The sequence below is a fragment of the Microbacterium sp. 5K110 genome, assembly GCF_005774735.1.
GTDB lineage: Bacteria > Actinomycetota > Actinomycetes > Actinomycetales > Microbacteriaceae > Microbacterium.
Genome location: NZ_VBUM01000001.1, coordinates 1 through 26,430, shown reverse-complemented (window position 1 = coordinate 26,430; position 26,430 = coordinate 1). Strand labels below are relative to the sequence as shown.

At 70.0% G+C, this 26,430-nt stretch carries 27 protein-coding genes; 4 read left to right on the top strand and 23 right to left on the bottom strand.

Translation table 11 applies throughout. From position 1 onward, the window contains the following. Window positions 1–38: 38 nt before the first annotated feature. From dnaG to recO, 6 genes are all read right to left on the bottom strand, one after another. Window positions 39–1,892, bottom strand: coding sequence for a DNA primase (gene dnaG / locus FE256_RS00140; RefSeq protein WP_138172237.1), 1,854 nt, complete (start codon window positions 1,890–1,892; stop codon window positions 39–41). Further along, window positions 1,892–3,208, bottom strand: a complete 1,317-nt coding sequence (locus FE256_RS00135) for a deoxyguanosinetriphosphate triphosphohydrolase (RefSeq protein ID WP_138172236.1) — start codon at window positions 3,206–3,208, stop codon at window positions 1,892–1,894. The genes dnaG and FE256_RS00135 overlap by 1 nt, the downstream gene beginning before the upstream one ends. 7 nt (window positions 3,209–3,215) lie before the next feature. Beyond that, the gene (gene dusB / locus FE256_RS00130) at window positions 3,216–4,382 is read right to left on the bottom strand and encodes a tRNA dihydrouridine synthase DusB (RefSeq protein ID WP_138172235.1); all 1,167 of its coding nucleotides are present in this window, start codon (window positions 4,380–4,382) and stop codon (window positions 3,216–3,218) included. A gap of 70 nt (window positions 4,383–4,452) precedes the next feature. Then, window positions 4,453–5,145, bottom strand: a complete 693-nt coding sequence (locus FE256_RS00125) for a DsbA family oxidoreductase (protein ID WP_138172234.1) — start codon at window positions 5,143–5,145, stop codon at window positions 4,453–4,455. A 46-nt stretch (window positions 5,146–5,191) separates the two neighbouring features. Beyond that, the gene (locus FE256_RS00120) at window positions 5,192–5,998 is read right to left on the bottom strand and encodes an isoprenyl transferase (RefSeq protein ID WP_138172233.1); all 807 of its coding nucleotides are present in this window, start codon (window positions 5,996–5,998) and stop codon (window positions 5,192–5,194) included. After that, window positions 5,995–6,723, bottom strand: a complete 729-nt coding sequence (gene recO / locus FE256_RS00115; protein WP_138172232.1) for a DNA repair protein RecO — start codon at window positions 6,721–6,723, stop codon at window positions 5,995–5,997. The genes FE256_RS00120 and recO overlap by 4 nt, the downstream gene beginning before the upstream one ends. 81 nt (window positions 6,724–6,804) lie before the next feature. On the opposite strand from recO, the gene FE256_RS00110 reads away from it, so the two are divergent. Then, complete coding sequence (locus FE256_RS00110) at window positions 6,805–7,500, top strand: trimeric intracellular cation channel family protein (RefSeq protein ID WP_138172231.1); 696 nt, start codon at window positions 6,805–6,807, stop codon at window positions 7,498–7,500. A gap of 51 nt (window positions 7,501–7,551) precedes the next feature. Here FE256_RS00110 and FE256_RS00105 read toward each other — a convergent pair whose 3' ends face one another. Next, a complete protein-coding gene (locus tag FE256_RS00105) occupies window positions 7,552–8,085 on the bottom strand; it encodes a TetR/AcrR family transcriptional regulator (RefSeq protein WP_138172230.1) in 534 nt (177 codons plus the stop codon). Window positions 8,086–8,153: 68 nt separating this feature from the next. Between FE256_RS00105 and FE256_RS00100 the strand changes: the two genes are divergently transcribed. After that, window positions 8,154–8,864: an SDR family NAD(P)-dependent oxidoreductase gene (locus FE256_RS00100; RefSeq protein WP_138172229.1), complete on the top strand. Its 711-nt coding sequence runs from the start codon at window positions 8,154–8,156 to the stop codon at window positions 8,862–8,864. A 267-nt stretch (window positions 8,865–9,131) separates the two neighbouring features. Here FE256_RS00100 and FE256_RS00090 read toward each other — a convergent pair whose 3' ends face one another. The 16 genes from FE256_RS00090 to lepA form a co-directional block, all read right to left on the bottom strand. Then, window positions 9,132–9,920, bottom strand: coding sequence for an MOSC domain-containing protein (locus FE256_RS00090; RefSeq protein ID WP_138172228.1), 789 nt, complete (start codon window positions 9,918–9,920; stop codon window positions 9,132–9,134). Window positions 9,921–9,949: 29 nt separating this feature from the next. Further along, a complete protein-coding gene (locus FE256_RS00085) occupies window positions 9,950–10,738 on the bottom strand; it encodes a methyltransferase domain-containing protein (protein ID WP_138172227.1) in 789 nt (262 codons plus the stop codon). Between the two features lie 23 nt (window positions 10,739–10,761). Beyond that, the gene (gene leuA / locus FE256_RS00080) at window positions 10,762–12,522 is read right to left on the bottom strand and encodes a 2-isopropylmalate synthase (protein ID WP_138172226.1); all 1,761 of its coding nucleotides are present in this window, start codon (window positions 12,520–12,522) and stop codon (window positions 10,762–10,764) included. Between the two features lie 150 nt (window positions 12,523–12,672). Beyond that, on the bottom strand, window positions 12,673–13,260 hold the full coding sequence (locus FE256_RS00075; protein WP_138172225.1) for a GNAT family N-acetyltransferase: 588 nt from the start codon (window positions 13,258–13,260) through the stop codon (window positions 12,673–12,675). Next, on the bottom strand, window positions 13,257–14,204 hold the full coding sequence (locus tag FE256_RS00070) for a quinone oxidoreductase family protein (RefSeq protein ID WP_138172224.1): 948 nt from the start codon (window positions 14,202–14,204) through the stop codon (window positions 13,257–13,259). The genes FE256_RS00075 and FE256_RS00070 overlap by 4 nt, the downstream gene beginning before the upstream one ends. A 31-nt stretch (window positions 14,205–14,235) precedes the next feature. Continuing rightward, window positions 14,236–15,129, bottom strand: coding sequence for a GTPase Era (gene era / locus FE256_RS00065; RefSeq protein ID WP_138172223.1), 894 nt, complete (start codon window positions 15,127–15,129; stop codon window positions 14,236–14,238). Further along, complete coding sequence (locus tag FE256_RS00060; RefSeq protein ID WP_138172222.1) at window positions 15,126–16,436, bottom strand: hemolysin family protein; 1,311 nt, start codon at window positions 16,434–16,436, stop codon at window positions 15,126–15,128. The genes era and FE256_RS00060 overlap by 4 nt, the downstream gene beginning before the upstream one ends. Beyond that, a complete protein-coding gene (gene ybeY, locus FE256_RS00055) occupies window positions 16,433–16,900 on the bottom strand; it encodes an rRNA maturation RNase YbeY (RefSeq protein WP_138172221.1) in 468 nt (155 codons plus the stop codon). The genes FE256_RS00060 and ybeY overlap by 4 nt, the downstream gene beginning before the upstream one ends. Then, on the bottom strand, window positions 16,897–17,925 hold the full coding sequence (locus FE256_RS00050; protein ID WP_252370854.1) for a PhoH family protein: 1,029 nt from the start codon (window positions 17,923–17,925) through the stop codon (window positions 16,897–16,899). The genes ybeY and FE256_RS00050 overlap by 4 nt, the downstream gene beginning before the upstream one ends. A 49-nt stretch (window positions 17,926–17,974) precedes the next feature. After that, window positions 17,975–18,322 carry an HIT domain-containing protein gene (locus tag FE256_RS00045; protein ID WP_138172219.1) on the bottom strand — a complete coding sequence of 116 codons (348 nt, stop codon included), beginning with the start codon at window positions 18,320–18,322 and terminating at the stop codon, window positions 17,975–17,977. 65 nt (window positions 18,323–18,387) lie between these two features. After that, the gene (locus FE256_RS00040; RefSeq protein ID WP_138172218.1) at window positions 18,388–19,122 is read right to left on the bottom strand and encodes a 16S rRNA (uracil(1498)-N(3))-methyltransferase; all 735 of its coding nucleotides are present in this window, start codon (window positions 19,120–19,122) and stop codon (window positions 18,388–18,390) included. Window positions 19,123–19,124: 2 nt separating this feature from the next. Further along, window positions 19,125–20,246, bottom strand: coding sequence for a molecular chaperone DnaJ (dnaJ, locus tag FE256_RS00035; RefSeq protein WP_138172217.1), 1,122 nt, complete (start codon window positions 20,244–20,246; stop codon window positions 19,125–19,127). 50 nt (window positions 20,247–20,296) lie between these two features. Then, window positions 20,297–21,337 (bottom strand): heat-inducible transcriptional repressor HrcA, encoded by a 1,041-nt coding sequence (hrcA, locus tag FE256_RS00030; RefSeq protein WP_138172216.1) that lies wholly within the window; start codon window positions 21,335–21,337, stop codon window positions 20,297–20,299. Between the two features lie 81 nt (window positions 21,338–21,418). Continuing rightward, window positions 21,419–22,636 (bottom strand): radical SAM family heme chaperone HemW, encoded by a 1,218-nt coding sequence (hemW, locus tag FE256_RS00025; RefSeq protein WP_138172215.1) that lies wholly within the window; start codon window positions 22,634–22,636, stop codon window positions 21,419–21,421. After that, window positions 22,636–23,280, bottom strand: coding sequence for a DUF1990 domain-containing protein (locus tag FE256_RS00020; RefSeq protein WP_138172214.1), 645 nt, complete (start codon window positions 23,278–23,280; stop codon window positions 22,636–22,638). Before FE256_RS00020 ends, hemW begins: the two co-directional genes overlap by 1 nt. Window positions 23,281–23,324: 44 nt before the next feature. After that, window positions 23,325–25,169, bottom strand: a complete 1,845-nt coding sequence (lepA, locus tag FE256_RS00015; protein ID WP_138172213.1) for a translation elongation factor 4 — start codon at window positions 25,167–25,169, stop codon at window positions 23,325–23,327. A gap of 78 nt (window positions 25,170–25,247) precedes the next feature. Here lepA and FE256_RS00010 point away from each other — a divergent pair, with 78 nt between their 5' ends. Together FE256_RS00010 and rpsT are read left to right on the top strand one after the other, a co-directional pair. Further along, the gene (locus FE256_RS00010) at window positions 25,248–25,970 is read left to right on the top strand and encodes an alpha/beta fold hydrolase (RefSeq protein WP_138172212.1); all 723 of its coding nucleotides are present in this window, start codon (window positions 25,248–25,250) and stop codon (window positions 25,968–25,970) included. 119 nt (window positions 25,971–26,089) lie between these two features. Beyond that, on the top strand, window positions 26,090–26,350 hold the full coding sequence (gene rpsT, locus FE256_RS00005; RefSeq protein ID WP_138172211.1) for a 30S ribosomal protein S20: 261 nt from the start codon (window positions 26,090–26,092) through the stop codon (window positions 26,348–26,350). Window positions 26,351–26,430 lie beyond the last annotated feature (80 nt).

Below are 26,430 nucleotides of genomic sequence, written 5' to 3'. Positions count from 1 at the left end.
TCCTCCCCGACGGGCTCCTCTGACGCCACCGCCGCGGGTCAGGGAGCGGTCAGTCGCTGTCGATCGGCGTCCAGTTCCCGCAACCGAATCCGCAGACGCCGCCCCTCTTCGGAGTCGGCGGGCACGCGCTGGATGCCGCGCAGCAACTCGTCCTTCTCTCGCTGGAGCTCGCGCACGAGCAGGCCGCGAGCGAGGTCGTTCGCCGAGGCGACGGCGCCTTCTTCGTGGCGCGCGGGGAACTCCGCGGTGAGCAACTCGGCGGCGAGGGTGCGGAACGGCTCGCGCACGGCCTCTACGGCGGCGACGGCCCAGCCCGGCTGGGACAGATCGGTGGATGCCAGGGTGCTGCGCACGGCCTCGAGGGCGGGGTGACCGAACGGGGTCTGCAACGCGCGCAGGAACAGGTCGGGCTCGATGCGGTGCCCGTACTGGAGGAACGCCATCATGGCGCCGCGCTCGAGCGCCACGTCGCGGGTGTTCGGCAGGGACGCGAGCGTCACCGACACGGCCACCGGTGCCGGCGCTGCGTCCGCGGCTCCCCCGCGGTGCGATTCGCGCTTCTCGGCGCGGTCGGCACCGCGTGCGGCGCGTTCGACAGCGCTCTGCACCTCGGGGATGTCGAGGCCCAAGCGACGAGCGAGCACGCGGACGTACCCGGGCCGCAGCGAGGGGTCGCGGATGTCGGCCACGATCGGCGCGGCGGCGCGCAGGGCACCGGCGCGCCCCTCGACGCTGGAGAGGTCGTAGTCCTTCAGGCGCTGATCGATCACGAACTCGAACATCGGCGCCTTGGTGTCCATGAGCGAGCGCACCGCGCCGTCGCCGCGCTGCAGACGCAGATCGCACGGGTCGAGTCCGTCGGGAGCGACTGCCACGTATGTCTGAGCGGCGAACCGCTTCTCGTCGGCGAAGGCGCGCAACGCGGCCTTCTGCCCCGCGGCATCCGGGTCAAACGTGAAGACCACTTCTCCGGATGCGCTGTCGTCGCCCATCACGCGGCGGAGCACCGTGATGTGGTCGGAGCCGAAGGCGGTGCCGCACGACGCGATCGCGGTCGTGATCCCCGCGAGGTGGCAGGCCATGACGTCGGTGTACCCCTCGACGACGACGACCCGGTGCTCGCGCGAGATGTCGCGCTTGGCCAGATCGAGGCCGTACAGCACCTGGGCTTTCTTGTAGATCGGCGTCTCGGGGGTGTTCAGATACTTCGGGCCCTGATCGTCGTCGTAGAGCTTGCGCGCGCCGAAGCCGATGACCTGACCGGTGACGTCGCGGATGGGCCACACGACGCGGCCGCGGAACCGGTCGTACACCCCGCGCTGCCCCTGCGACACGAGGCCTGCCTGCACGAGCTCGTCGCGCGAGAACTTCTGCGCGAGCAGGTGATCCATGAGCGAGGACCACCCCTTCGGCGCGTACCCCACGCCGAAGTGCGCTGCGGCACCCGCGTCGAAGCCGCGGTCGCCGAGGAAGCGCCGTGCGGTGTCGGCCTCGGGAGACATCAGCTGCGTGCGGAAGTACTCGGCGGCGGCGGCGTTCGCGGCGTACAGGCGCGAGCGGCCGGTCGTCTCGGGTGCGGCGCCACCGTCCTCGTAGTGCAGCGTGTACCCGACGCGCGCGGCCATGCGCTCGACGGCCTCGGTGAACGAGACGTGGTCCATTGCGCGGAGGAACGAGTACACGTCGCCGGACTCGCCGCAGCCGAAGCAGTGGTAGTAGCCCACCTGCGGGCGCACGTGGAAACTGGGGCTGCGCTCGTCATGGAAGGGGCACAGTCCCTTCATCGACCCCACGCCAGCCGGCTTGAGCGCGACGCGCTCACCGACCACGTCGGCGATGTTGACCCGCGCCTTGACCTCGTCGATGTCGGCCTGCCGGATGCGCCCGGCCATCAGGCATCCGCTCCCCGCGGGGGTCGTGCACCGGGCGCCCAGACGCCGAGCTCGGCGGCGTCGACCTCGCCGACGAGGCGGCCGTGCCAGGCGATGGCCAGCTGGTCGGTGAGACTCGCGACCTGGTCGACGATGACGCGCCGTCGAGCGGTGTCGTCGACCGCGGCGGCGAAGTCGGGTGCGTGCAGGGCGTCGAGCGCCTCGGGGCGCTCCCACAGGGCGGATGCCAGGCGCTTGAGGACGCGTCGCTGCTCGCGGTAGAGCGCCTTCCGGCCGTCGATCGAGACGACGGTGGCCCCGATGATGCCCTTGAGCACCGCCATCTCGGCCTCGACGACGCGCGGGACGACGACGTGCGCCCGGTAGCGCGTCAGATCGTGGACGGCGTAGGCCTCGCGGGTCGCCGTCGTCGCGGCGCGCGCGAACCGGCCGATGAGGTCGGAGGTCAGGTTCTTGAGACGCGCGAATGCGGGCCGGCTGCCGTCGAAGCCGTCGATCCACTCGGGCAGACGCATGAGCCGGTAGAGCGCATCGGCGAGCTCGTCGCGCGAGAAGTCGTATCCGACCCACGTCTGGATCGCGGTGAGGAGCGACTCGTGCCGCGCCGAGGCCGCCAGCGACGCCGGGTCGACGTAGAGGTTGACGACCGCGTCCTCGAAGTCGTGCACCGAGTAGGCGATGTCGTCCGAGAGGTCCATGACCTCGGCCTCGATGCAGCGCACACGTCCGGGAGCGCCGTCGCGCATCCAGTGGAACACCGGTTCGTCGTCGGGATAGACGCCGAACTTCAGCCGCCCACCCGGATCGGGCAGCGGGGCGTCGGCCGTCCACGGGTACTTGCACGTGGCATCCAGGCTCGCCCGCGTGAGGTTGAGTCCGAAGGAATGCCCGTCCGGCCCGATGACCTTGGGCTCGAGGCGCGTGAGGATACGCAGCGTCTGTGCGTTCCCCTCGAAGCCGCCGATGTCTTCGGCCCACTCGTTCAGCGCCCGCTCGCCGTTGTGTCCGAAGGGCGGGTGCCCGAGATCGTGGCTCAGGCACGCCGTGTCGACGACGTCGGGCGAGAGTTCGAGCGCGGTGGCCAGCTCACGACCGACCTGCGCCACTTCGAGCGAGTGGGTCAGTCGGTTGCGGGCGAAGTCGGCGGGGCTCGCGGGGCTCAGCACCTGCGTCTTGGCCGCGAGGCGGCGGAGCGCTGCCGAGTGCAGCACGCGCGCGCGATCACGCGCGAAGTCGTCGCGCTGCGAGCGGTGGTGCTCTTCGTGGAACCGGGCGGCGTCGACATCGTGGTACCCCGACGGGCGCGCGACGCTCATCGCCGCCTCACCCGCCACTGTGGTCGAGCTCCGCGTCGGCGAGGGCGCGGCCGGCGTCGTCGCCGATGTCGCGGGAATCGAGCCAGCCGTCGGGCAGGGCCGGGCGCTTGGGCGTGCCGGCGCGACCGCGCTGACCCTCGGCCGCCGCTCCCGGATAGGGCGCGTCGAGCTCCATCGTGGCGAGCAGGTCGTCGATCTCGGCGAGGGTCGAGGCGGTGGCGAGGCTCGCCCGCAGCTCACCGCCCACCGGATAGCCCTTGAAGTACCACGCGACGTGCTTGCGGATGTCACGGCATCCGCGCCCTTCGTCGTCGAAGAACTCTACGAGCAGCTCGGCGTGACGACGGAAGGCCCGCGCAACGAAACCGAGCGTCGCGTCCACCGGCTCGGCCGACGCCGCGCCGGGACGCCCGAGGGCGCGCGCCAGATCGCCGAACAGCCAGGGACGGCCCAGGCATCCGCGACCGACCACGACGCCGTCGCAGCCGGTCTCGTCCATCATGCGCACGGCGTCGGCGGCCGACCAGATGTCGCCGTTGCCCAGCACGGGGACGCTCGTGACGGTCTCTTTCAGCTTCGTGATCGCGCTCCAGTCGGCGGTCCCGGAGTAGAACTCGGATGCCGTGCGCGCGTGCAACGCGATCGAGGCGACACCCGCGCCCTCGGCGACACGACCGGCCTCGAGGTAGGTGAGGTGATCGGCGTCGATGCCCTTGCGCATCTTGATCGTCAGCGGCAGGTCGCCCGCGGCGCGGACGGCACGCTCGACGATCTCGCGGAAGAGCGCGATCTTCCACGGCAGGGCGGCCCCGCCGCCCCGACGGGTCACCTTGGGGACCGGGCACCCGAAGTTGAGGTCGATGTGGTCGGCGTGATCCTCGTCGACGATCATGCGCACCGCCGCCTCGACCGTCGCCGGGTCGACGCCGTAGAGCTGGATCGAGCGCGGGGTCTCGGACTCGTGGTGGCGGATGAGACGCATCGTGGTGTCGTTGCGCTCCACGAGGGCGCGCGTCGTGATCATCTCGCTCACGTAGAGCCCGGCGCCGTACTCGCGGCACAGCCGCCGGAACGCCGTGTTGGTGATTCCGGCCATGGGCGCGAGCACGACCGGGGCGTCGAGTTCGATGGGGCCGATGCGCAGAGAGCGCGTCGGTGCCAGTGCCGTGGTCATCGTCCCATTCTCCCAGACCCCGCGCCCGCGCGGTGCCGTCGACCAGCCCCGGTGGGCTGGGGAGGAGGGGTCACGCCGTCGCGGTCTCGGGCTCGGCCGTCGCGGTGCGACGCTCGTTCCAGACCTGCCGGGCGATCTGGGTGAACGCCTCCACCGGCTGGGCGCCGCTCACGCCGTACTTGCCGTCGATGACGAAGAACGGGACCCCCGTGATGCCGTAGGCCTGCGCCTGCGCCTGGTCTTCGCGCACTGCACCGCGGAAACGGCCGGACGTGAGGGCCTCGCGGGCCGCGTCGGCGTCGAGTCCGACCTCGACCGCGAGGTCGACGAGCTCGTCGTCGCGGCCGACGTGCTTCCCCTCGAGGAAGTAGGCCGCCATCAGACGCTCCGACAACTCGAGCTGCCGTCCCTGCTCCTTGGCGAAGTGCAGCAGCTCGTGGGCCTTGACGGTGTTGGTGTGCTGGAGCAGGTCGAACCGGTAGGCGAGCCCCGCCTCGGCGGCGACGCCCGTGACGCGGTCGAGCATCTCGCGCGCCTGTGCGGGCGAGATGCCCTTGTGGCGCGAGAGGTAGTCCACCTCGCCGCCGACGAAGTCGACGGGGGTGTCGGGCGACAGTTCGAACGAGTGGTACTCGATCTCGACGATGGGTGCGTCGTCGTCATCGGAGGTGGCGGCGAGGCCGTTCTCGAGGTTGCGCTTCCCGATGTAGCACCAGGGGCAGGCGATGTCGCTCCACACGTCGATCTTGATGGCATCCGTCATGTCGCGTGCAACCTTTCGATTCGACGATCTATTCCGATGGCGGCATTCACTTCGTGTCGGGGGTGTCGACCGCCCCGCCGAAGCGGCGGTCGCGCGAGAGGTACCGGTCGATCGCGTCCCACAGGTGCGTGCGCCGGAAGTCCGGCCAGAGGGTGTCCAGGAACACCATCTCGGCGTACGCCGACTCCCACAGCAGGAAGTTCGACGTCCGCTGCTCGCCGCTCGACCGCACGAAGAGATCCACATCGGGCATGTCGGGCTGGTAGAGGTTCCTGCGGATGAGCTTCTCGGTGATCGCCGACGGCTTGAGCTTCCCGGCGGCGATGTCGTCGCCGATGCGCCGCATGGCATCCACGATCTCCACGCGTCCGCCGTAGTTCACGCACATCGTCAACGTCAGGGTGGAGTTGCCCTCGGTGAGCCGCTCGGCGTGCTGCAGCTCCTTGATTACCGAGCCCCAGAGGCGCGGCTTGCGGCCCGACCAGCGGATGCGCACACCCCACTCGTTGAGCTGATCGCGGCGGCGGTGGAGCACCTCGCGGTTGAACCCCATGAGGAAGCGCACTTCGTCGGGCGAACGCGACCAGTTCTCGGTCGAGAAGGCGTACACCGACAGGTGCTTCACCCCGGCCTGGATGGCGCCGGCGACGACGTCCAGGAGGGCGGCCTCGCCGGCGCGGTGTCCCTCGACGCGAGTGAGTCCCTGGCGGTTGGCCCAGCGTCCGTTGCCGTCCATCACGATCGCGACGTGCTCCGGCACCGCGCCCTTCGGGAAGGTCGGCGGATACTCCCCCGTCCAATCCAGCGGGCGGTAGGCGACAGCGTCGCGGTGGGTGTACGGCTTCGGGGTCATCGACTCGATTCCAGGTGCGAGAGGGAACGGATGCCGCGCTCCAGGTGGAACTGCGCGTACGCGGCGACGAGGCCGGAGGCGGCCGCGGTGGTACGCTCCGGCGCGGCATCCACGACGTCCCACTCCCCCGCGATGAGCGAGCGCAGCAGGTCGACGGTGTCGCGCGCGACCCGCGGCGAACCGGCGGGTGCGCACGCGGAACAGACGACCCCGCCCAACTGCGCGAGGAAGAAGTCGTGGTCGCCGACGGTTCCGCAGCGGGCGCATTCGCTCAGGCCCGGGGCCCAGCCCGACAGCGCCATCGCCCGCAAGAGGTACGAATCGAGCACGCTCCGCGCCGCGTGGTCGCCGCGCGCCAGCGCCCGCAAGCCCCCCACCAGCAGCAGGTACTGCTGCGGGGTGGCCTCGGCCTCGTTGAGACGATCCGCCGTCTCGACCATGGCGCTGGCGGTGGTGTAGCGGTCGTAATGCACGGCGATGTCGGCGCCGTACGCACCGAGGGACTCGGCCTGCTGCACGATGTCGAGGTTCCGGCCGCGATACATCTGCACATCGGCGACCATGAAGGGCTCCAGGCGCGAGCCGAACCGCGACGAGGTTCGGCGGACGCCCTTCGCGACGGCGCGGATCTTGCCGTTGCGGCGGCTGAGGAGGGTGACGATGCGGTCCGCCTCCCCCAGTTTGTGGGTACGCAGGACCACGACTTCGTCGCGGTAGGTGGGCACAGTCCATTATCGGCCCGCCGTCCCGGGAGTGGCCTGCGCGGCGCGCACGGTCGGGCGTCACGGAGCCGGAGAATGGATGCCGTGAACCCGCCCGTCTTCATCATCCCGCTGTGGGCCGACCTCATCGCGGTCGGCCTCGGCGGTGTGCAGGGAGCCCTGTTCGCCTCCGGGTTCCAGGGACAGCGCCGACTCGACCTGCTCGGCGTCGCGATCATCGGCATCCTGCTGGGGATGGGCGGCGGGCTCATCCGCGACCTGCTGCTCGGTCTGACTCCCGCGACCTTGCAGAACAACTGGTACCTGATCACCGCGACCGTCGCCTCGCTCGTGGGGATGCTGCTGTCGGGCATCTTCCAGCGCTTGAACCGGGCGATCATCATGCTCGACGCCGTCGTCATCGGTCTGTTCGGAGCATTCGGCACCTCCAAGGCGCTCGCGCTCGGACTTCCGGCCGTCCCGGCGGTGTTCGTGGGGGTGATCGCCGCGGTGGGCGGCAGCGTGCTGCGCGACGTGCTCATGGGGCTCCCCGTCGCGATCATGCACGTCGGCTCCCTCTACGCGGTGGCGGCGGGCGGCGGCTGCGCGGTGCTGGCCACCACGGCGGCGTTCGGCGTCCCCCTCCCGATTGCCGCGGTCATCGGCCTCGTGGTGACCACGATCATCCGGGTGCTCGCCGTGCTCTTCGACCTCTCGCTCCCCGAGCAGCGCAAGCTCTACCGACGCAAGGTCGCGGTCGAGACGACCGGCATCCCGATCATCCGCGACGCGGACGCGTGAGGGGTCAATATCTGTCGCTTCGGATGCCCTTAGGCGACAGATATTGACCCCTCACGCGCGTGGTGGGAGCAGCGCGCCGAGGATGTGCGCGGCCTGGTCGCCGTTGACATCGCGGAGCGCGGGAAGGTCGAGGAAGTGGCGTGCGATGGTGAGCCCCAGGATGCTCGAGACCAGAATTGCGGCGCGCATCCGCCCCTCGTCGCTGCGGCCGTCGGCTAGCGCGTCTGCGCGGTTCTCGAGGTGGGCACGCAAAGCCTGAGCCGCGTCCGGCGATGTCAGCATCGATCGCAACAGGGCCCGTGTGGCGGGGTCGAGTTCGCGGAGGCGAACGTCGAGCACGTCACTCAGGTGGGACTCGACATCTCCGTCCCCGAGGTCGGCCACGGGTTCGACCGCGAGTGCGAACAACGCGGCCTTCGAGCCGTAGTGCTGGAGTACCAGGGAGGGATCGATACCGGCGCGTGCCGCGATTCCGCGAATGGTCGCGCCGTCCATCCCGCGGTCGCCGAACTCCGCGCGGGCCGCGCGCATAATGCGTTCCGCCGTCGCGGCCCGCTTCTCTGCGCGGGACCCTGTGACCTTCATGAGTTCACTCTACAACTGATGAGCGAGGGCGTAGGGTCTCACTCATCAGTTGTTGAGTGGAGGATGCCATGACCCACACGCCCCTGTCCCACCGGTCGGTTCTCGTGGTCGGCGCCTCGCGCGGTCTCGGCCTCGCGATCGCCCGGACCTACGTCGATCGAGGCGCGCGAGTCGTCGCGACCGTGCGCGGAGATGTCTCGGAGCCGCTGCGCGCGGTGCGGGACGCCGCGCCCGACCGTGTCGAGTTCGAGCACGTCGACATCGCCGATGGTGCGCAGATCGCCGCCCTCGCAAACCGCCTGCGGGGTCGCACATTCGACCTGCTTTTCGTGGTCGCCGGAATATCGCTCGCCCCTCGGCCGCAGGCAGCGGCCGACATCGAGGACGGCGACTTCGTCCGCACCCTGGCGACGAACGCGCTCGGGGCGATGCGTGTCGTGGAGAGGCTGCAGCCGCTGGTCTCCCCCACGGGAACGATCGCGGTCCTGTCGTCGGGCCAGGGCAGTATCACGAACAACACCTCGGGCGGGTTCGAGGTCTACCGCGCCTCCAAGGCCGCGTTGAACCAGCTGATGCGCAGTTTCGCCGCCCGTCACGCGAACGACTCGCGCGCCCTACTGCTGCTCGCCCCCGGATGGATCCGCACCGACATGGGCGGAGACGGCGCGGGCCTCGAGATCGACGAAGCGATCCCGACCCTCATCGACACCGTGGAAGCGCAGCGGGGAACGCCCGGCCTCCGCTTCCTGGACCGCACCGGCATCCCGGTCCCCTGGTGAAAGGCCGCGCGAGGATCTCGCCGTGCGGCGTCATGAGCCAGCTGTCCGGATGGGCGGCCCACTCCCGCCACTCGGCCGCGATACGCTGCAGCAGCGCGTCGTCGGCGAGACCGAGCCGGAGAGCGTGCCCCGCAGAGGCGGATGCTACGCCCCGGTCGGCCCACATCCCGCCCCACCACGCGCGCTTCTCCGGGGTACGCACACCCACACGCTCACGCGCGCCGATTTGTCACCCCGGCTCCGCCCCAGGCGACAGAGATCGGCACCTCACGCTCGTATGACCGCGACCTCGTCGCCGACGCGGATCGTGCCGCCCCCGTCGACCGGCAGCAGCAGGATGCCGAGTGTCGGCGTCGCCTGGCCGAACTGCGACGTGAGCACGCGCAGCAGGCGCGCGTCGCGCTCCCCCGTGTCCGGGTTCGCGGTGATCGCCGCGCAGCGTTCGATCGGCTTTTCGATCGCGAAGACCACGTCGCCGATTCGCACGTTGCCGGACCACTCCAGTTCCGCCCAGGGCGCGGTTCCCGACAGCACGATGTTGGATCGGAAACGGCGATCGTCGACGGGCGCGGGGACCGCGGCATCCACGTCGTCGACGGATGCCGCCCCGTGAAGCGAGACGTATCCCCGCGGCCGGTCCTGGAAACGCGACGTCCGGCCGTCGCCGACGAATGCGAACGGGAGGATACCCTCCTGATCGAGCAGGCGTGCGTCGGGGGTCGTGCGGAGGAACGCGGTCACGGCCTCGGCGAGCTCGAGGCGACCGGCGGGGTCGTCGATGGAGGCATCGACGTCGAACCCGTCGGCGTGCAGGTGCACGCGGCGGGCTTCGTCGTCGTAGGTCAGCGCGACGCGGGCCAGCGAGGGCACGCCCATGAGCGCGAGTCCGCGGCTCTTGGGCCACACCGCGTCGTCGGGCGAGTCGACGTCGGCGAACGCGAAAGCGAGCGTCCGGTCGCCTTGCACGCGTCCGTCCGCCTGTACGACGAGGCGGTCGCGGCTCTCGGGCGTGAAGCCCTTTACGGGATAGCGGTACAGAGCGTCGACGCGGATCACGGACTCATCCTCGCATCGTCCCCCCTCCGTCACGCGCGGGCGAGCACCTCGCCGTGCGGGAGGAGGATCCATCCGTCGGGGTCGGCGGCCCAGGCTCGCCACCCGTCCGAGATGCGCTGCAGTGTGGCATCGTCGGCGAGCCCCAGGCGGCGGGCGTGACCCGCGAACGCCGAAGCCCGCACGCGGTCCGCCCACATCCCTCCCCACCACGCGCGCTTCTCGTCGGTGTCGAAGACCCAGACGCTCGCGCTCGCCTCGACGCGGGTGAATCCCGCGTCGCGGGCCCATGCCTTGAGACGCCGACCGGCGTCGGGCTCCCCCGACACCCCGCGGTGCACACCGTGGTAGATCTCGAGCCACTCGTCGAGCGCGGGAACCCGCGGATGCCAGATCACTCCGCCGTAATCGACGTCGCGCACCGCGACCAGACCGTCAGGACCGGCCACGCGCCCGAACTCGCGCAGGGCGTCGACCGGGCGGGAGAGGTGCTGCAGAACCTGATGTGCGTGGACGATGTCGAACGACCCGTCAGCGAGGTCGAGGTCATACGCATCCCCGGTACGGAACGTCAGGTTCGGGCGGTCGCCCACGGCGGCACGCGCGATCTCGACGACATCGGGAGCGGCATCCACCCCGACGACCCGGCCGGGGAACACCCGATCGGCGAGGTCGACGGTGATGGTGCCGGGGCCGGCGCCCACATCCAGGATGCGGGCGCCGGCGAACAACGAGGACACCAGGTAGGCCGCCGAATCGGCGACGTTGCGTGCGGCGTGGGAGCGCAGCACGCTTTCGTGGTGTCCGTGGGCGTAGGCCACGGTCGTGTTCTCCGGGGCGGAGGTCAGACGGCGGCGAGGGCGCCGGAGCGCTCGCGCGTGCGGATAGCGCGGTTCACTCCCGACACGATGGCCTTGAGCGACGCGGTGGAGATGTCGTTGTCGATGCCGACGCCCCACAGGCGCTGGTCGTCGACCTGCAGCTCGATGTACGCCGCGGCCTGCGCGTCACCGCCCGAGCTGAGGGCGTGCTCGACGTAGTCGTACAGCGTCACCTCGATGCCCTGGGCGCGCACGATCTCGAGGAACGCCGCGACCGGGCCGTTGCCGACCGCCGAAGCGGGCTGCGCCGCCTCGCCGTCGCGCAGCGTGACCTCGAGCGAGACGTCGCCCGACAAGTCGCTCGACGAGCGCGTCGACAGCAGCTCGAAGCGGCCCCAGCGCTGGTCGTCGTCCTTCGTCGGCAGGTACTCGTCGGTGAAGATGTCCCAGATCTGGGCGCTCGAGACCTCGCCGCCCTCGGCGTCGGTGCGCGTCTGCACGACCCCGGAGAACTCGATCTGGAGCTTACGCGGCAGATCCAGCGCGTGGTCGGCCTTCAGCAGGTAGGCGACCCCGCCCTTGCCGGACTGCGAGTTGACGCGGATCACGGCCTCGTACGAACGGCCGAGGTCCTTCGGGTCGATGGGCAGATACGGCACGGCCCACTCGATGTCGTCGATGTGCTTGCCCTCGGCGGCCGCGCGGGCCTCCATCGATTCGAAGCCCTTCTTGATGGCATCCTGGTGCGATCCGCTGAAGGCGGTGAACACGAGGTCGCCGGCCCACGGGCTCCGCTCGGGGACCGGCAGCTGGTTGCAGTACTCGACGGTGCGCTTGACCTGGTCGATGTCGCTGAAGTCGATCTGCGGGTCGATGCCCTGCGTCAGCATATTCACGCCCAGCGCGACCAGGTCGACGTTTCCGGTGCGTTCCCCGTTGCCGAACAGGCACCCCTCGATGCGGTCGGCACCGGCCATGTAGCCGAGCTCGGCCGCAGCCACCGCGGTGCCGCGGTCGTTGTGCGGGTGCAGCGAGAGGATGACGTTCTCGCGGTGGTTCAGGTGCCGCGACATCCACTCGATCGAATCGGCGTAGACGTTGGGCGTGGCCATCTCGACCGTGGCGGGCAGGTTCAGGATGACCTTGCGCTCCGGCGTCGGCTGGAAGACCTCGAGCACCTCGTTGCAGATGCGCAGCGCGAACTCGAGCTCGGTGCCGGTGTAGCTCTCGGGCGAGTACTCGTAGAACACCTGCGTCTCGGGGATCGTCGCCTCGTACTTCTTGCACAGGCGCGCCCCCTCGAGGGCGATGTCGACGACACCCTGCTGGTCGGTGCGGAACACGACCTCGCGCTGCAGGACGGACGTGGAGTTGTACAGGTGGACGATGGCCTGCTTGGCGCCGGCGATCGACTCGTACGTGCGGGCGATGAGGTGCTCGCGTGCCTGCGTCAGCACCTGGATCGTGACGTCGTCGGGGATCAGGTCTTCTTCGATCAGCTGACGGACGAAGTCGAAGTCGGTCTGGCTGGCGCTCGGGAAGCCGACCTCGATCTCTTTGTAGCCCATCTTCACGAGCAGGTCGAACATGACGCGCTTGCGCTCGGGGCCCATCGGATCGATGAGGGCCTGGTTGCCGTCGCGCAGATCGACGGCGCACCAGCGGGGCGCGGTCACGATCCGCGTGCTCGGCCACGTGCGATCGGGCAGGTCGACCCGGATCTGCTCGTGGAAAGGACGGTACTTGTGCACCGGAGCGGACGTGGGCTTCTGGGTGTTCTTCATGGTGTGTCGCTTCTTTAGATTCGTTCGGTGGGGCCGACGACGATCTCCGCGACGAGGAAGGCCCTTAGAACGAGGACTCGTCGCGGCAGCTAAGAAGAAGCAGGCCACCGAAGCGCATGCTGCGATCGTAGCACTCGTCCACACGGCGCTTCACGCGCGGGCGGCCCACTCCCGCGCGAGGATGGTGTATTCCACTTCGTCGCCCTCCCGCTGCGTGAGCCGCTCGTTCTCGACGAGGGACGCTTCGCAGCGCAGCCCCAGACGCTCTGCCAGAGCGATCGAGCGGGAGTTCTCGGGATCGATGCGGGCGACGAGCCGCCGGAGGCCGTACACGGAGAACGCGGTGTCGACGAGGGCGCGCACGGCCTCGGTGGCCAGGCCCCGACCTGCAGCGGCGGGGCTCACGACCCACCCGATCTCGGCCGCACCGGAGTTGGTGTCGAGGTGGAACAGCGCGAGGTCGCCGATGATCGCGCCGTCCTCGACACGTTCGATCACGACGATCACCCCTCCCCTGTCCCCCTCGAGGCTCGTGCCGCCGAGCACGTGCCCGACGCGCGCGCGGATGTCATCGGCGGTCTGTGGTTCGAACGGGAGGAAACGGCACACCTCGGGGTCGCCGCGGTACTGCGCCATCGCCTCGAGATCAGTCTCGACGACGGGGCGCAATCGCACCCGCTCACGGACGACGTCGAGGCGCTCCGGTGCCGGCGGGAGAATGAAGGGCGACGCGCTCACGACAGCAGCGCGACCTTGCCGCCCGGGTGGCCCTGCATCACCAACGTCACGGCCTCGACTGCGTCGACGAGCGGGAAGGTGCGGGCGATGGGGACCTCCAGATCCCCGGATGCCGCGAGCTCGAGGACGCGGGCGCGGGCGATGTCGCGGAACCGCGCGCTCTCGGGACGTGCGCCGGCGATCCACAGGATGCCGTCCGACTCGGCGCGCTGCGGCGAGACGATCGTGACGATGCGGTCGCGTTCGGTGACGAGGGCGACCGAGACGTCAATCGCCTCGTCGGTGCCCGCGGCATCCCACGCGGCGACGAGCGGTTCTCCGCCGGCCGCGTCGAGAACGCGCTCCCGCAGCCCCTCGCCGTACGCGACCGGGATGCCGCCGCACTGACGCACCCGCGCGGCCGAGGTCTCGGAGTCCGGGCCGACGGTGCCGATCACCCGGATGCCGAGCACTCGGGCCTGCTGCAGCAGGCTCACGCCGACGGCGCCCGCGGCAGCGTGCAGCAGGACGGTGTCGCCGGCCGCGGCGCGGGTGACCTGGATCATCTCGGCGGCCGTGGTCCCGGCCAGCAGCAGGTTCGCGGCCTCGGCATGAGACAGCGTCGCGGGCTTGGCGAAGACGTCCCGTGCGGGGACGGTGAGTTCGGTGGCGTACGCGCCCTGGACGCGGAAGGCCACCACTTCGTCGCCGACGCTCAGCGGCCCGGAGCCGCCGACGGCGTCCGGCCCGACGGCGGTGATCTCACCCGCGAGTTCGTATCCGATGGGCGTCGGGAAGGTGGCGCCGGGACGCGCGGCGGCGACGTGTTTGGCATCCGCGGGGTTGATTCCGGCGGCGCGGACACGGATCGTCACCTCGCCGGGGCCCGGGGTCGGCACCACGACCTCGTCGAACGTCCAGTTCTCGACCGGTCCCGGCTCCCCAGCCCGCCACTGCTGCGTCATCGTCGTCGTCCTTTCGCCGGTGTGCCGGGGGTCAGAACCCGAGGCGACCGAGCTGTTTGGGGTCGCGCTGCCATTCCTTGGCCACGCGCACGTGGAGCGACAGGTATACCCGACTTCCCACGAGCGGTTCGATCCCCTTGCGCGCCCGCGCACCGACGTCCGCCAAGCGGGATCCCTTGCGCCCGATGATGATCGCCTTCTGGCTGTCGCGCTCGACGATGATGCTCGCGAAGACGTCGGTCAGGTCGCTGTCTTCGCGAGCGGACACGTCGTCGACCGTCACCGCGATGGAGTGCGGCAGTTCATCCCGCACGCCGTCGAGGGCGGCTTCGCGGATGATCTCGGCGATCCGATCCTCGAGCGATTCATCGGTCACGACGTCGTCGGGGTACAGTGCGGGCCCCACGGGCATGAGCGCGAGCAGCTCGTCGCTCAGCACGTCGAGCTGGTCGTTCGTGACCGCGGAGAGCGGGATGACGGCATCCCAGTCCTCGCGCAGCGCATCGACCTCGACGAGACGTTCGGTGATCTGCTCGCGCGTGGCGGCGTCGGTCTTGGTCACCAGCGCGACCTTCTTCGCGCGGGGGTACCCCGACAGGGACTCGGCGATGCGTCGGTCGCCTGGCCCCACCTTCTCCGTCGCCGGCGCGCAGAAGGCGATCACGTCGACGTCGCCCAGAACCTGCTCGACGAGGTCGTTGAGGCGCTGTCCGAGCAGCGTGCGCGGGCGATGGATGCCGGGAGTGTCGACGACGACGAGCTGACCTCCCGGTCGGTTGACGATGCCGCGGATCGCGCGGCGGGTGGTCTGCGGCTTGTCGCTCGTGATGGCGACCTTCTCGCCCACGAGGGCGTTCGTGAGCGTCGACTTGCCCACGTTGGGTCGCCCGACGAAGGTCACGAAGCCGGATCGGTTGTCGCTCATCTGTCGTTCCTCTCGCGCCCGGAACCCGCAGGCGCCGCGTCGTCGTCTTCGTCTTCTTCGGCTCGTTCGACGATGACCGTCGCGATACCGCGATTGCGTCCGCGCGAAGCCCCGCCCGTCATGAGCAGGCCGGAGTGCTCGGCGGTCGCGCCGGGCTGCGGGATGCGTCCGAGGGCCTTGCCCAGGAGTCCGCCGATGGAGTCGACGTCCTCGTCGTCGAGCTCGAGACCGAACAGGTCGCCGACCTCGTCGAGCCCGAGACGGGCGCTCACGCGGAACCGCCCGTCGTCGAGCGGCACGATCTCGGTCGACGGGGCGTCGTATTCGTCGGAGATCTCGCCCACCAGTTCTTCGATGAGGTCTTCCAGTGTGACCAGCCCCGCGACACCGCCGTATTCGTCGACCGCGAGGCAGACGTGCACGGCATCCTTCTTCATCTGCTGCAGCAGCGTCTCGGCCTTCATGGACTCGGGGACGAAGACCGCCGGGCGCGCGATCCGGCGGATCGGTGCGTCGCGCCACCCCGCCTCGTCGCCGAACCCGAACTGCACGAGGTCCTTCAGGTACAGCATCCCGACGATGTCGTCCGCGTCGTCGTCGGCGAGGGGCATCCGCGAGACGCCCTTCTCGAGGAACAGCGCGAGGGCTTCGCGCGAGGTTGCGGCGGCATCCACCGTCACCATGTCGGTCCGCGGCACCATGACCTCGCGGACGTAGCGGTCGGTGAAGTCGAAGACCGAGTGGATCAGCTCGCGGTCGTCCTGTTCGATGAGCTCGTTCTCGGCCGCCTCGTCGATGATGCTGAGCAACTGCTCCTCCGACGCGAACGACGTCGAGTGCGAGACGCCCGGGGTGATCCGGTCGCCGACGGCGACGAGCCCGTGGGCGAGCGGTCCGAGCAGGATGCGCATGCCGCGGATGACGGGGGCTCCGCCGCGGAGAAGTCCGGTGGCATGATGGCGTCCCACCGCGCGAGGGCTGGCGCCGACCGCGACGAACGAGATCCCCGTCATGAGGACGGCGGCGGCGGCCACGGCGAGCCCGATGTTGTCGAAGAGCAGCATGAACGCCGCCGCGACGAGCACGGCCGCGGTCGTCTCGGACAGCACGCGGATGAAGACGACGGCGGTGACGTGTGCGCTCGGGTCGTCGGCGATGCGCTGAAGCGATCGCGCGTTGCGCCCCGAGGAACCGAGCTCGGCGAGGTCGGCACGCGAGGTGACCCCGAGAGCGGCTTCGGAGGCGGCCATGAATCCCCCGAAAGCGACGAGGAGGAACGCCGCGACGAGGAGGAGGGCCTCGGTCATGCGTGGCGGCGACGCTCGACGGCCTGGAAACCGGTGATGAGCTCGCGCTGGAGTCCGAACATCTCGCGCTCCTCGTCGGGTTCGGCGTGATCGAAACCGAGGAGGTGGAGGAGGCCGTGGGTGGTGAGGAGGATCAGTTCGTCCTGCGTCGAGTGCTTCGCCGTGACCGCCTGGGCCTCGGCGACCGCCGGGCACAGCACGATGTCGCCGAGGAGCCCCGCGGGGGTGGGCGCGTCCTCGGTCCCGGGCCGCAGCTCGTCCATCGGGAAGCTCAGGACGTCGGTCGGACCCGGCTCGTCCATCCACTGCACGTGCAGCGACTCCATGGCGCCCTCGTCCACGAGCACGATCGCCACGTCGGCGTCGGGGCTGACGTGCAGCTCCGTGAGGTTGTACTCCATCAGGCGCAGCAGCACCTGCTCGTCGACCTCGTGGCCGGATTCGTTGTTGATCTCGATCGTCATGAGCGGTTTCGTCTCGGGAGGTGATCGCGCGGACCCGCGGGGCGGGCCGCGCCGCGGCGTTCGGCACGGTTGGCGAGTTCGGAGGCCTCGTCGCGTTCGCGGCGGGCCACGAGACGCTTCTCGTCGTACTCGCTGTACGCATCGACGATACGGCCGACGAGGGTGTGGCGCACGACGTCGTCGCTCGTGAGGTACGAGAAGTGGATGTCGTCGATGTCGCCGAGCACGCGCGTGACCAGGCGTAGACCGGAAGCGCCCTGCGGCAGGTCGATCTGCGTGATGTCGCCCGTGACCACCATGCGCGTGCCGAAGCCCAGACGCGTGAGGAACATCTTCATCTGCTCGGGCGTGGTGTTCTGCGCCTCGTCGAGCACGACGAACGAGTCGTTGAGGGTACGCCCACGCATGTACGCCAGCGGGGCGACCTCGATCGTTCCCGTCGCCATGAGCTTGGGGACGATGTCGGGGTCCATCATCTCGTTGAGGGCGTCGTAGAGAGGCCGCAGGTAGGGGTCGATCTTGTCGGTCAGCGTTCCCGGCAGGAATCCCAGGCGCTCGCCCGCCTCGACGGCCGGGCGCGTCAGGATGATGCGGCTGACCTCTTTGCGCTGCAGCGCCTGGACGGCCTTGGCCATCGCGAGATACGTCTTGCCGGTACCGGCCGGACCGATTCCGAAGACGATCGTGTTCTCTTCGATCGCGTCGACGTAGGCCTTCTGGCCCATGGTCTTGGGCCGGATGACCTTGCCGCGCGAGGACAGGATCGCCTCGCCGAGCACCTCGGACGGGCGCGGACCGCCGTCGGAGCGGAGGATGCGGCTGGAGTTCGAGACGTCGGCGGGATCGAGGCCGTGACCGTTGCGCGTCATCGTCAGCAGTTCGTCGACGAGGCCGCGGGCCGCGGCGACGGCGGCGGCACCGCCCGAGATCGTGATCTCGTTGCCGCGCACGTGGACGTCGACGTCGGGGTGCTCCTTCTCGACCACGCGCAAGAGGCGGTCCTGCGGTCCGAGGAGCTGCACCATCGCGACGCCGTCGGCGTACAGACGCTCGACGACGGGTTCTTCGGGGGAATCAGCCACCCAGGCTCTTTTCGTTCAGTCCGCCCGCGAGGACGTGGGCGTGTACGTGGAAGACGGTCTGACCGGCACCGGGGCCGGTGTTGAAGACGAGACGGAAGTCGCCGTCCGCATGTTCGGCGGCGACTGAATTGGCGAGGCCCACGATCTCGGTCAGCAGGTCGGGGTCGCCCGCGGCGAGTTCCACGACGTTGCGGTACTGCTCGGTCTTGGGGATCACGAGCAGGTGGACCGGCGCCTGCGGCGCGATGTCGCGGATCGCGAAGGCGTTCTCGGTCTCGGCCACGATCTCGGCGGGAATCTCGCCCTGGAGGATACGCGTGAAGATCGATGGCTCGGTCATGGCATCCAGTCTATCGACGGGGTGCGACACCGGGTCGGGCCTGTGCCCCGGACGGGGCGGCGCCGTCACCAGCGACCGGTCGCCGCCGAGAGGACCGAGATCGCCGCGGCTCCCGCGGTCGAGGTCCGCAGCACAGTGTCGCCGAGGCGCACGAGCCGGGCACCGGCAGCGCTCAGCGCCGCGAGTTCGTCCGGCGCGATTCCGCCCTCGGGTCCCACGACGAGCACGACGTCCCGCTCGTCGGGGAGAACGGATGCCACGACGGTGAGCCGCTCGGATGCCGACGGCTCGAGCACGAGGACGGTGGCCGCACCGGCCCGCTCGACGAGGTCGGCGAGGCGTGCGACGCCCTCGACCTCGGGGATCCACGCGCGATGCGCCTGCTTCGCGGCCTCGCGCACGATCGTGCGCCAGCGCGCAAGTCCCTTGTCGGCCTTGGCATCCCACCTCGACACGCTCCGCGCGGCCTGCCACGGGACGATCGCGTCGACGCCCAGCTCGGTCGCGGCCTGCACGGCGAGCTCGTCGCGATCGCCCTTGGCGAGCGCCTGGACCAGCACGATGCGCGGTGACGGTGCGGGCAGCTCGGCGCGACCCGTGACGAGGACCGACACCTCTTTCGGTGCCACCGCGGTGGTCCGGCCCTCGAGCCACACTCCCCGTCCATCGCCGAGGGTGACGGCCTCGTCGACGCGGACGCGGCGCACGGCGGCCGCGTGGTGCGCCTCGGGGCCCGTCAGCGTCACGACATCGCCCACGACCGCGGTCGCGGCGTCGTCGGTCACGAAGTGCAGCGCCACGGTCAGTGCCGGAAGCGGTCGCGGAACTTCGAGAACAGGCCCTGCTGGTGCTCGGCCAGACGCGGCTGGGGAGCCTTGGTGCGCTTGGCGAACTCCTCGATGAGCCCGCGCTCCTTGTGGTCGAGGCGCGTCGGTGTCACGACGTGTACGCCGACCTTCAAGTCACCGCGCTGATTGCCGCGCAACGGCGTGATCCCGCGCCCCTTGATGGTGAGCACGTCGCCGGACTGCACGCCGGCGCGCACCTCGAGGTCGACGCTGCCGTCGAGCGACTCGATCGTCGTGTTGGTTCCCAGGATCGCGTCGGGCATCGAGACCTCGAGCGTGGCGAGCAGGTCGTCGCCCTCGCGGCTGAACGCCTCGTGGGGCTCGACCGTGATCTCGAGGTACAGGTCGCCGTTCGGTCCGCCGGCGGGGCCGACCTCACCCGAACCGGGCAGCTGCAGGCGCAGGCCCGTCTCGACGCCGGCCGGGATGTCGACCGACACGGTGCGGCGGGCGCGCACGCGCCCCTGGCCCTGGCAGGTGCCGCAGGGGTAGGGGATCGTGGTGCCGTGGCCCTGGCAGACGCTGCAGGGTTGGCTCGTGACGACGTTGCCGAGCAGGCTGCGGACCGTGCGCTGCACGTGCCCGGATCCGTGGCAGATGTCGCACGTGACCTCGCTCGTGCCGGGCTGCGTGCACGAGCCGTGGCACGTCTCGCACAGCACCGCCGTGTCGACGTCGAGGTCGCGGTGGACCCCGAACACGATGTCCCCGAGCGACAGCGTGACGCGCACGAGCGCGTCCTGCCCACGCTCGCGCCGGGAACGCGGACGGGGGCCGCGGCCACCGCCGCCCTGCGCTCCGCCGAAGAACGTCTCGAAGATGTCGCTGAAGCCGCCGAACCCAGCCGCTCCCCCGCCACCGAACGGGTTCTGGTCGCCGCCCATGTCATAGCGGCGGCGCTGCTCGGGGTCGCTCAGCACGTCGTACGCGTGCGTGACGAGCTTGAAACGCTCGGAGGCGTCCTCTCCCGGGTTGACGTCGGGGTGCAACTCGCGGGCGAGACGCCGGTACGCGCGCTTGATGTCGTCGGGGGCGGCGTCGCGTGCGACACCGAGGACCTCGTAGTGGTCAGCCACAGTCGCCTTCCTACCCGCTCGCGCGGGGTCGATCTTTCAGAGGGAGCTCGTCAACGCGCGCTGTCGTCGTCTTCGAGCATCCGGGTCAAGTAGTGCGCGACGGCGCGGACCGCCGCGAGGTTGGACGAATAGTCCATGCGGGTGGGACCCAGCAGGCCCACGCGGGCACCGCCCGTCGAACCGTCGTACCGGCTCGCGAGCACGGACGCCTCGATGAGACCGAACGGCTCGTTCTCGCGGCCGATGCTGGCCGAGAGGCCCTGTTCGTCGGCGACCATCTCGCTCATCAAGCGCAGCAGCGTGACCTGCTCCTCGATGGCTTCGAGCAGCGGGTAGATGCTGCCACGGAAGTCCGACTCGCGCTTGGCGAGTGTCGCCGCCCCCGCCATGACCAGCCGGTCCTGACGGAACTCGTCGAGCTCTTCGCCCACGATCCGCAGGACCGCGTCGGCGATGGCATCCAGGGCGACGCCCGGACGCGGACCTTCGGCGGCGACGCCGGCGACCGTCTGCGCGCACTCGGCGACGCTACGGCCCACGAGTATGGCCGCCACGCGCGCGCGAAGCTGGACGATGTCGGCCTCGGTGGGCTCCAGGGGGACGACCGCGATGCGCTGCGAGACACGACCGGTGTCGGTGACGAGGATGACGAGCACGCGCGGACCGCCGAGGGCGACGAGCTCGACGTGCGTGAGGTTCGCGCGGGCGAACGACGGGTACTGCACGATCGCGACTTGGCCGGTCAGCTGCGTGAGGGCGCGCACGGTGCGGGCGAGGAGGTCGTCGAGGTCGCCGGCCTCGTCGAGGAAGGACGTGATGGCGCTCCGCTGCGCGGACGACAGGGGGCGGAGCTCGGCGAGGTGGTCGACGAAGACGCGGTAGCCCTTGTCGGTGGGCACACGGCCCGAGGACGTGTGGGGGGCGACGATGAGCTCTTCGTCTTCGAGGAGCGCCATGTCGTTGCGGATCGTGGCGGCGGACACGCCGAAGGCGTGGCGGTCGACGATCGCCTTGCTGCCGACGGGCTCTCGCGTGTCGACGTAGTCCTGGACGATCGCGCGGAGCACTTGCAAGCCGCGTTCGGACACCATGGCCGGCTCCCTCCTCCTGGCACTCCACACACCTGAGTGCCAATTCTAGAGGATCGGCCCGCACGTGAGCCGGGAACGCGCCTACGCGGTCAGAGCCCGCACGACGGCATCGGCGAGCAGGCGGCCGCGCCGGGTCAGGACGATGCGTCCGCGCACGGCATCCGCGCCCTCGATGAGACCGTCGGCGATGAGGGATGCCACGGCCTTCCGGCCCTCGCCGAGGAGCTCGGACACCGGCAGGCCCTCGCGGATACGGCTCCGCAGCAGCACCGATTCGAGGCGCCGCGCCGTCTCGTCGGGACGTTCGCGCGCCGCGGCGGGGGACTCCTCCGCCGCCAGCCGCTGGGCGTAGGCCGCGGGGTGCTTGACGTTCCACCAACGGAGCCCCGCGACGTGACTGTGCGCGCCCGGGCCGAAGCCCCACCAATCGGTGCCGCGCCAGTACGCCAGGTTGTGACGCGAGCGGTGCGTCGCGGCGGTCGCCCAGTTCGACACTTCGTACCACTCGTATCCCGCGGCCGACAGCAGATCGTCCGCGAGCTCGTACATGTCGGCCTGGAGATCGTCGTCGGGCATGGACAGGGCGCCCGATCGGATCTGGCGCGCGAGCTTCGTGCCGTCCTCGACGATCAAGGCGTACGCCGAGACGTGGTCGGGAGCGAGGCCGACGGCGGTCTCGAGCGAGGCGCGCCAGTCCTCGAGCGACTCCCCCGGGGCGCCGTAGATGAGGTCGAGCGACACGTCGAGCCCGGCCCGCCGCGCCGACGCCACCGCTGTCGCGACGTTCCGCGGATCGTGCGTACGGTCGAGCACCGCGAGCACGTGCGCCTGCGCCGACTGCATCCCGATCGACAGGCGCGTCGCTCCCGCGGCGGCCAGGGTCTCGGCGACCCGGTCGTCGACGGTGTCGGGGTTGGCTTCGACCGTGACCTCGGCGCCGTCGGCGATCCCGAACTCGTCACGCACCGCGCCGAGCATGCGCGCCAGGTCGCCGGGCGGGAGCAGCGTCGGGGTGCCTCCCCCGAAGAACACCGTGGATGCCGCCCGCCGGGCGCCCGCGGCATCCATCACCGTCCCGGCTAGACGCACCTCGGCGGCGAGCGTGTCCGCGAAGTCCTCTTGCCGCGCTCCGCGCAGTTCGCTCGACGTGTAGGTGTTGAAGTCGCAGTACCCGCAGCGCACGCGACAGAACGGCACGTGCAGGTACACGCCGAAATCGGCAGCGGCGTCGTGGATCAGGTCGTCGGGCAGACGTCCGTCGACCGGGGCGGGGTCACCGAGCGGCAGGGGGCCGCCCATCAGGACGTGTACAACGGCGAGATCGCCCGGAGATACCGCTGGAACAGCGCCCGGCGACGACGGCGGACGAGCCCGGTGAAGAGTCGGTACGACGGGGCCGTCGGCCGATCGAACGCGCGCACAGAGAACCACACCTCGTCGTTGTCGCGCCACTCCACGCTGAACAGCTCTTCGCCGCTCACGATGGAGTGCCCCACCGTCCCGAGGATGTACCCGACGCGTCGCGGCTCCTCGAACACCGAGATGACACGCAGGTGCGCGTCGGCGCGGTGTCCGTCGACCTTGCCGTGCAGACGAACGCTGGTACCCGGGCTCACGAACGGCGTGCCGTCGGTGGCGAACCGCTGCTCGGATTCGAGGCGACTCGGGGCGATCGGAGCGCCGTCGGCGTCGAAACCCACGCCGGAATAGCCGCCGTCGGTGGCCGGCCGGACATCGCTGATGCTCAGCTCCGCCGCGCGCAGCGGTGCCCACGACAGCAGCAACTCCCCCGCGGCCGCGAAGCGCTCCTCACCGCTGCCGATGCGCCAGGCGTCTTCGGCGGGCACGGAGTGCTGCGGCGGATACTGCATCAGGTCGTGCGCCTGAGTGGCGCCGACCGCGGCGTAATCGACCGTGTCGTCGGTGAAGTTCTGCCGGCGCATGATCTCCAGTCTCCTGTGCGCGGATGGGAGGACGGTGGGCGTCGTTACTTCTTGCCCTCGACGTCGCCGGACAGGGCGGCGATGAACGCCTCCTGCGGAACCTCGACGCGGCCCACCATCTTCATGCGCTTCTTGCCCTCTTTCTGCTTCTCGAGGAGCTTGCGCTTGCGGGTGATGTCACCGCCGTAGCATTTGGCGAGCACGTCCTTGCGGATCGCGCGGATGTTCTCGCGCGCGATGATCCGCGCGCCGATCGCGGCCTGGATGGGCACCTCGAACTGCTGACGCGGGATGAGCTTGCGCAAGCGCTCGGTCATCATGGTGCCGTAGCTGTAGGCCTTCTCGCGGTGGACGATCGAGCTGAAGGCATCCACTTTCTCGCCCTGCAGCAGGATGTCGACCTTGACGAGGTCGGCCGTCTGCTGACCGGCCGGCTCGTAGTCGAGGCTCGCGTACCCCTGCGTGCGGCTCTTGAGGTGGTCGAAGAAGTCGAAGACGATCTCGCCGAGAGGCATATTGTAGCGCAGCTCGACGCGGTCTTCGCTGAGGTAGTCCATGCCGAGGAGGGTTCCGCGGCGCGACTGGCACAGCTCCATGACCGTGCCGACGTAGTCCTTGGGCAGCAGGATGCCGACCTTCACGATCGGCTCGGACACCTCGGCGACGCGCCCGTCGGGGTATTCGCTCGGGTTCGTGACCGAGACCGTCTCTCCGGTGTCGGTGGTGACCTCGTACGTCACCGACGGGGCGGTGGTGATGAGGTCGAGACCGAACTCGCGCGAGAGGCGCTCGGTGATGATCTCGAGGTGCAGCAGACCGAGGAAGCCGCAGCGGAAGCCGAAGCCGAGGGCGACGGACGTCTCGGGCTCGTACTGCAGCGACGCATCCGAGAGCTTCAGCTTGTCGAGGGCCTCGCGCAGTTCGGCGTAGTCGCTGCCGTCGATCGGGTAGATGCCCGAGAAGACCATCGGCTTCGGGTCGGTGTACCCGGGGAGGGCCTGCGTCGCGGGCTTGCGGTGGTTCGTGATCGTGTCGCCGACCTTGGACTGCCGGACGTCTTTCACGCCCGTGATGAGGTAGCCGACCTCTCCGACGCCCAGACCCCGGGTGGGCACGCGCTCGGGGCTCGAGACGCCGATCTCGAGCAGCTCGTGCGTCGCGGTCGTCGACATCATCTGGATGCGCTCGCGCGGCGAGAGCGATCCGTCGACCATGCGGACGTAGGTCACGACACCGCGGTAGGCGTCGTACACGGAGTCGAAGATCATCGCGCGCGCCGGGGCGTCGGCCTTGCCGACCGGGGCGGGGATCTGCTCGACGATGCGGTCGAGGAGCTCCTCGACGCCCATACCCGTCTTTCCGCTGACCCGCAGCACGTCGGCCGGGTCGCCGCCGATGAGGCCGGCCAGCTCCGCCGCGTACTTGTCGGGGTCGGCGGCGGGGAGGTCGATCTTGTTGAGGACCGGGATGATCTGCAGGTCGTTCTCGAGCGCGAGGTAGAGGTTCGCGAGCGTCTGGGCTTCGATGCCCTGGGCGGCGTCGACGAGAAGGATCGCGCCCTCGCACGCGGCGAGCGAACGGCTGACCTCGTACGTGAAGTCGACGTGGCCGGGCGTGTCGATCATGTTCAGCGCGAACGTCTCGCCGCCGGCTGCCCACGGCATCCGCACCGCTTGCGACTTGATCGTGATGCCGCGCTCGCGCTCGATGTCCATGCGGTCGAGGTACTGCGCGCGCATGTCGCGGTCGGCGACGACGCCGGTGATCTGCAGCATGCGGTCGGCCAACGTCGACTTGCCGTGGTCGATGTGGGCGATGATGCAGAAGTTGCGGATCTGCGCCGGCGGGGTGACGGACGGCTCGAGAGGCTTCAGGGCGCGCGGTGACATGTTCCGTCGATTCTACGGGCGCGCGCCGACATCGCCGCGCCGGGGCGATGCTCAGGTGCGGTTCGTAGGCTGGACGCCATGACGGTCCAGGTCGTGCTCGTGCACGGCATCCGCACGTCGGCGACCATGTGGCGTGCGCAGGTCGCGCATCTCGAGCAGCGCGGGAACCCGGTGACGGCGGTGGATCTGCCCGGTCACGGGACGCGTCGCGGAGAGGTGTTCACCCTCGACGAGGCGTTCGCCACGATCGACCGGGCGGTTCAGGATGCCGCGACCCGCGGTCCCGTCCTGCTCGTGGGGCATTCCATGGGCGGGCTGCTCTCGATCGAGTACGTCGGGCGCGAGGACCCGCCACCGGTTGCCGCGTTCATCGCGGCATCCTGCACGTCGATCCCGCGCGGGGTGGGGCTCGCCGCCTATCGCTTCTTCGCGCGGCGGCTCGACGCCTTCCCCGACCGGGGCATGCGCATGACGAACTACGTGCTCGAACGCACTCTGCCCCCGGAGACGCGCGAGGACTTCGGCGCGGGAGGCTACGCGTTCGACGCGCAGGACACGGCGCTGCGGAGTCTGTCGGTGCTCGATCTGCTCGCGGCGCTGCGACGCATCGATGTGCCGCTGTGGTTCGTGAACGGGCAGTGGGATCAGCTGCGGGTCAACGAGAAGCTGTTCCTGTCGGTCGCGCGCGATGCGGAGCTCATCGTCGTCCCGCGGACGACCCACCTGGTGACCGCGATGCGTCCGCGCGTGTTCAACGCGCTGCTGGACGTGGCCCTCACCACGCTGGAAGCATCGACCTGATAGACTCGGTCCTTGGCTTGCGTGTGGGGTTTTTCCCGACCTCCACGACCGCCGGTGCAGCGTCCCTCTACCGCTCGCCCGGCACTTCCAACACTCACTCAAACGAAAGACCGTCGAACGTGGCGAATATCAAGTCGCAGATCAAGCGCAACAAGACCAACGAGAAGGCGCGCGAGCGCAACAAGGCCGTCAAGAGCGAGCTGAAGACGCACGTGCGTCGCGCCCGCGAGGCCGTTCTCTCCGGTGACAAGGCAGCCGCCGAGAAGGCTCTCGCCGTCGCCGGCAAGAAGCTCGACAAGGCCGTGAGCAAGGGTGTCATCCACCAGAACCAGGCCGCGAACCGCAAGTCGGCCATCGCGAAGCAGGTCGCCGCTCTCTGAGCCGCCTCTTCTTCGACAGCCCGTCCCGCACCGCGGGGCGGGCTTCGTCGTTCCCGGGGGTGGGGCGCAGGGTCGGGTTG

Coding starts and splice junctions, on each gene's coding strand:
- hemW (WP_138172215.1), bottom strand. CDS start 22,636: ATGGGCGGCCCCCTGCCGCTCGGTGACCCCGCCCCGGTCGACGGACGT.
- FE256_RS00125 (WP_138172234.1), bottom strand. CDS start 5,145: ATGACGGATGCCATCAAGATCGACGTGTGGAGCGACATCGCCTGCCCC.
- era (WP_138172223.1), bottom strand. CDS start 15,129: ATGAGCGACAACCGATCCGGCTTCGTGACCTTCGTCGGGCGACCCAAC.
- dusB (WP_138172235.1), bottom strand. CDS start 4,382: ATGACCACGGCACTGGCACCGACGCGCTCTCTGCGCATCGGCCCCATC.
- FE256_RS00060 (WP_138172222.1), bottom strand. CDS start 16,436: ATGACCGAGGCCCTCCTCCTCGTCGCGGCGTTCCTCCTCGTCGCTTTC.
- hrcA (WP_138172216.1), bottom strand. CDS start 21,337: ATGGTGTCCGAACGCGGCTTGCAAGTGCTCCGCGCGATCGTCCAGGAC.
- FE256_RS00070 (WP_138172224.1), bottom strand. CDS start 14,204: ATGACGCAGCAGTGGCGGGCTGGGGAGCCGGGACCGGTCGAGAACTGG.
- FE256_RS00020 (WP_138172214.1), bottom strand. CDS start 23,280: ATGCGCCGGCAGAACTTCACCGACGACACGGTCGATTACGCCGCGGTC.
- FE256_RS00010 (WP_138172212.1), top strand. CDS start 25,248: ATGACGGTCCAGGTCGTGCTCGTGCACGGCATCCGCACGTCGGCGACC.
- leuA (WP_138172226.1), bottom strand. CDS start 12,522: ATGAAGAACACCCAGAAGCCCACGTCCGCTCCGGTGCACAAGTACCGT.
- FE256_RS00135 (WP_138172236.1), bottom strand. CDS start 3,208: ATGAGCGTCGCGCGCCCGTCGGGGTACCACGATGTCGACGCCGCCCGG.
- lepA (WP_138172213.1), bottom strand. CDS start 25,169: ATGTCACCGCGCGCCCTGAAGCCTCTCGAGCCGTCCGTCACCCCGCCG.
- dnaG (WP_138172237.1), bottom strand. CDS start 1,892: ATGGCCGGGCGCATCCGGCAGGCCGACATCGACGAGGTCAAGGCGCGG.
- FE256_RS00100 (WP_138172229.1), top strand. CDS start 8,154: ATGACCCACACGCCCCTGTCCCACCGGTCGGTTCTCGTGGTCGGCGCC.
- FE256_RS00105 (WP_138172230.1), bottom strand. CDS start 8,085: ATGAAGGTCACAGGGTCCCGCGCAGAGAAGCGGGCCGCGACGGCGGAA.
- FE256_RS00050 (WP_252370854.1), bottom strand. CDS start 17,925: ATGGTGCAGCTCCTCGGACCGCAGGACCGCCTCTTGCGCGTGGTCGAG.
- ybeY (WP_138172221.1), bottom strand. CDS start 16,900: ATGACGATCGAGATCAACAACGAATCCGGCCACGAGGTCGACGAGCAG.
- FE256_RS00045 (WP_138172219.1), bottom strand. CDS start 18,322: ATGACCGAGCCATCGATCTTCACGCGTATCCTCCAGGGCGAGATTCCC.
- FE256_RS00120 (WP_138172233.1), bottom strand. CDS start 5,998: ATGACCCCGAAGCCGTACACCCACCGCGACGCTGTCGCCTACCGCCCG.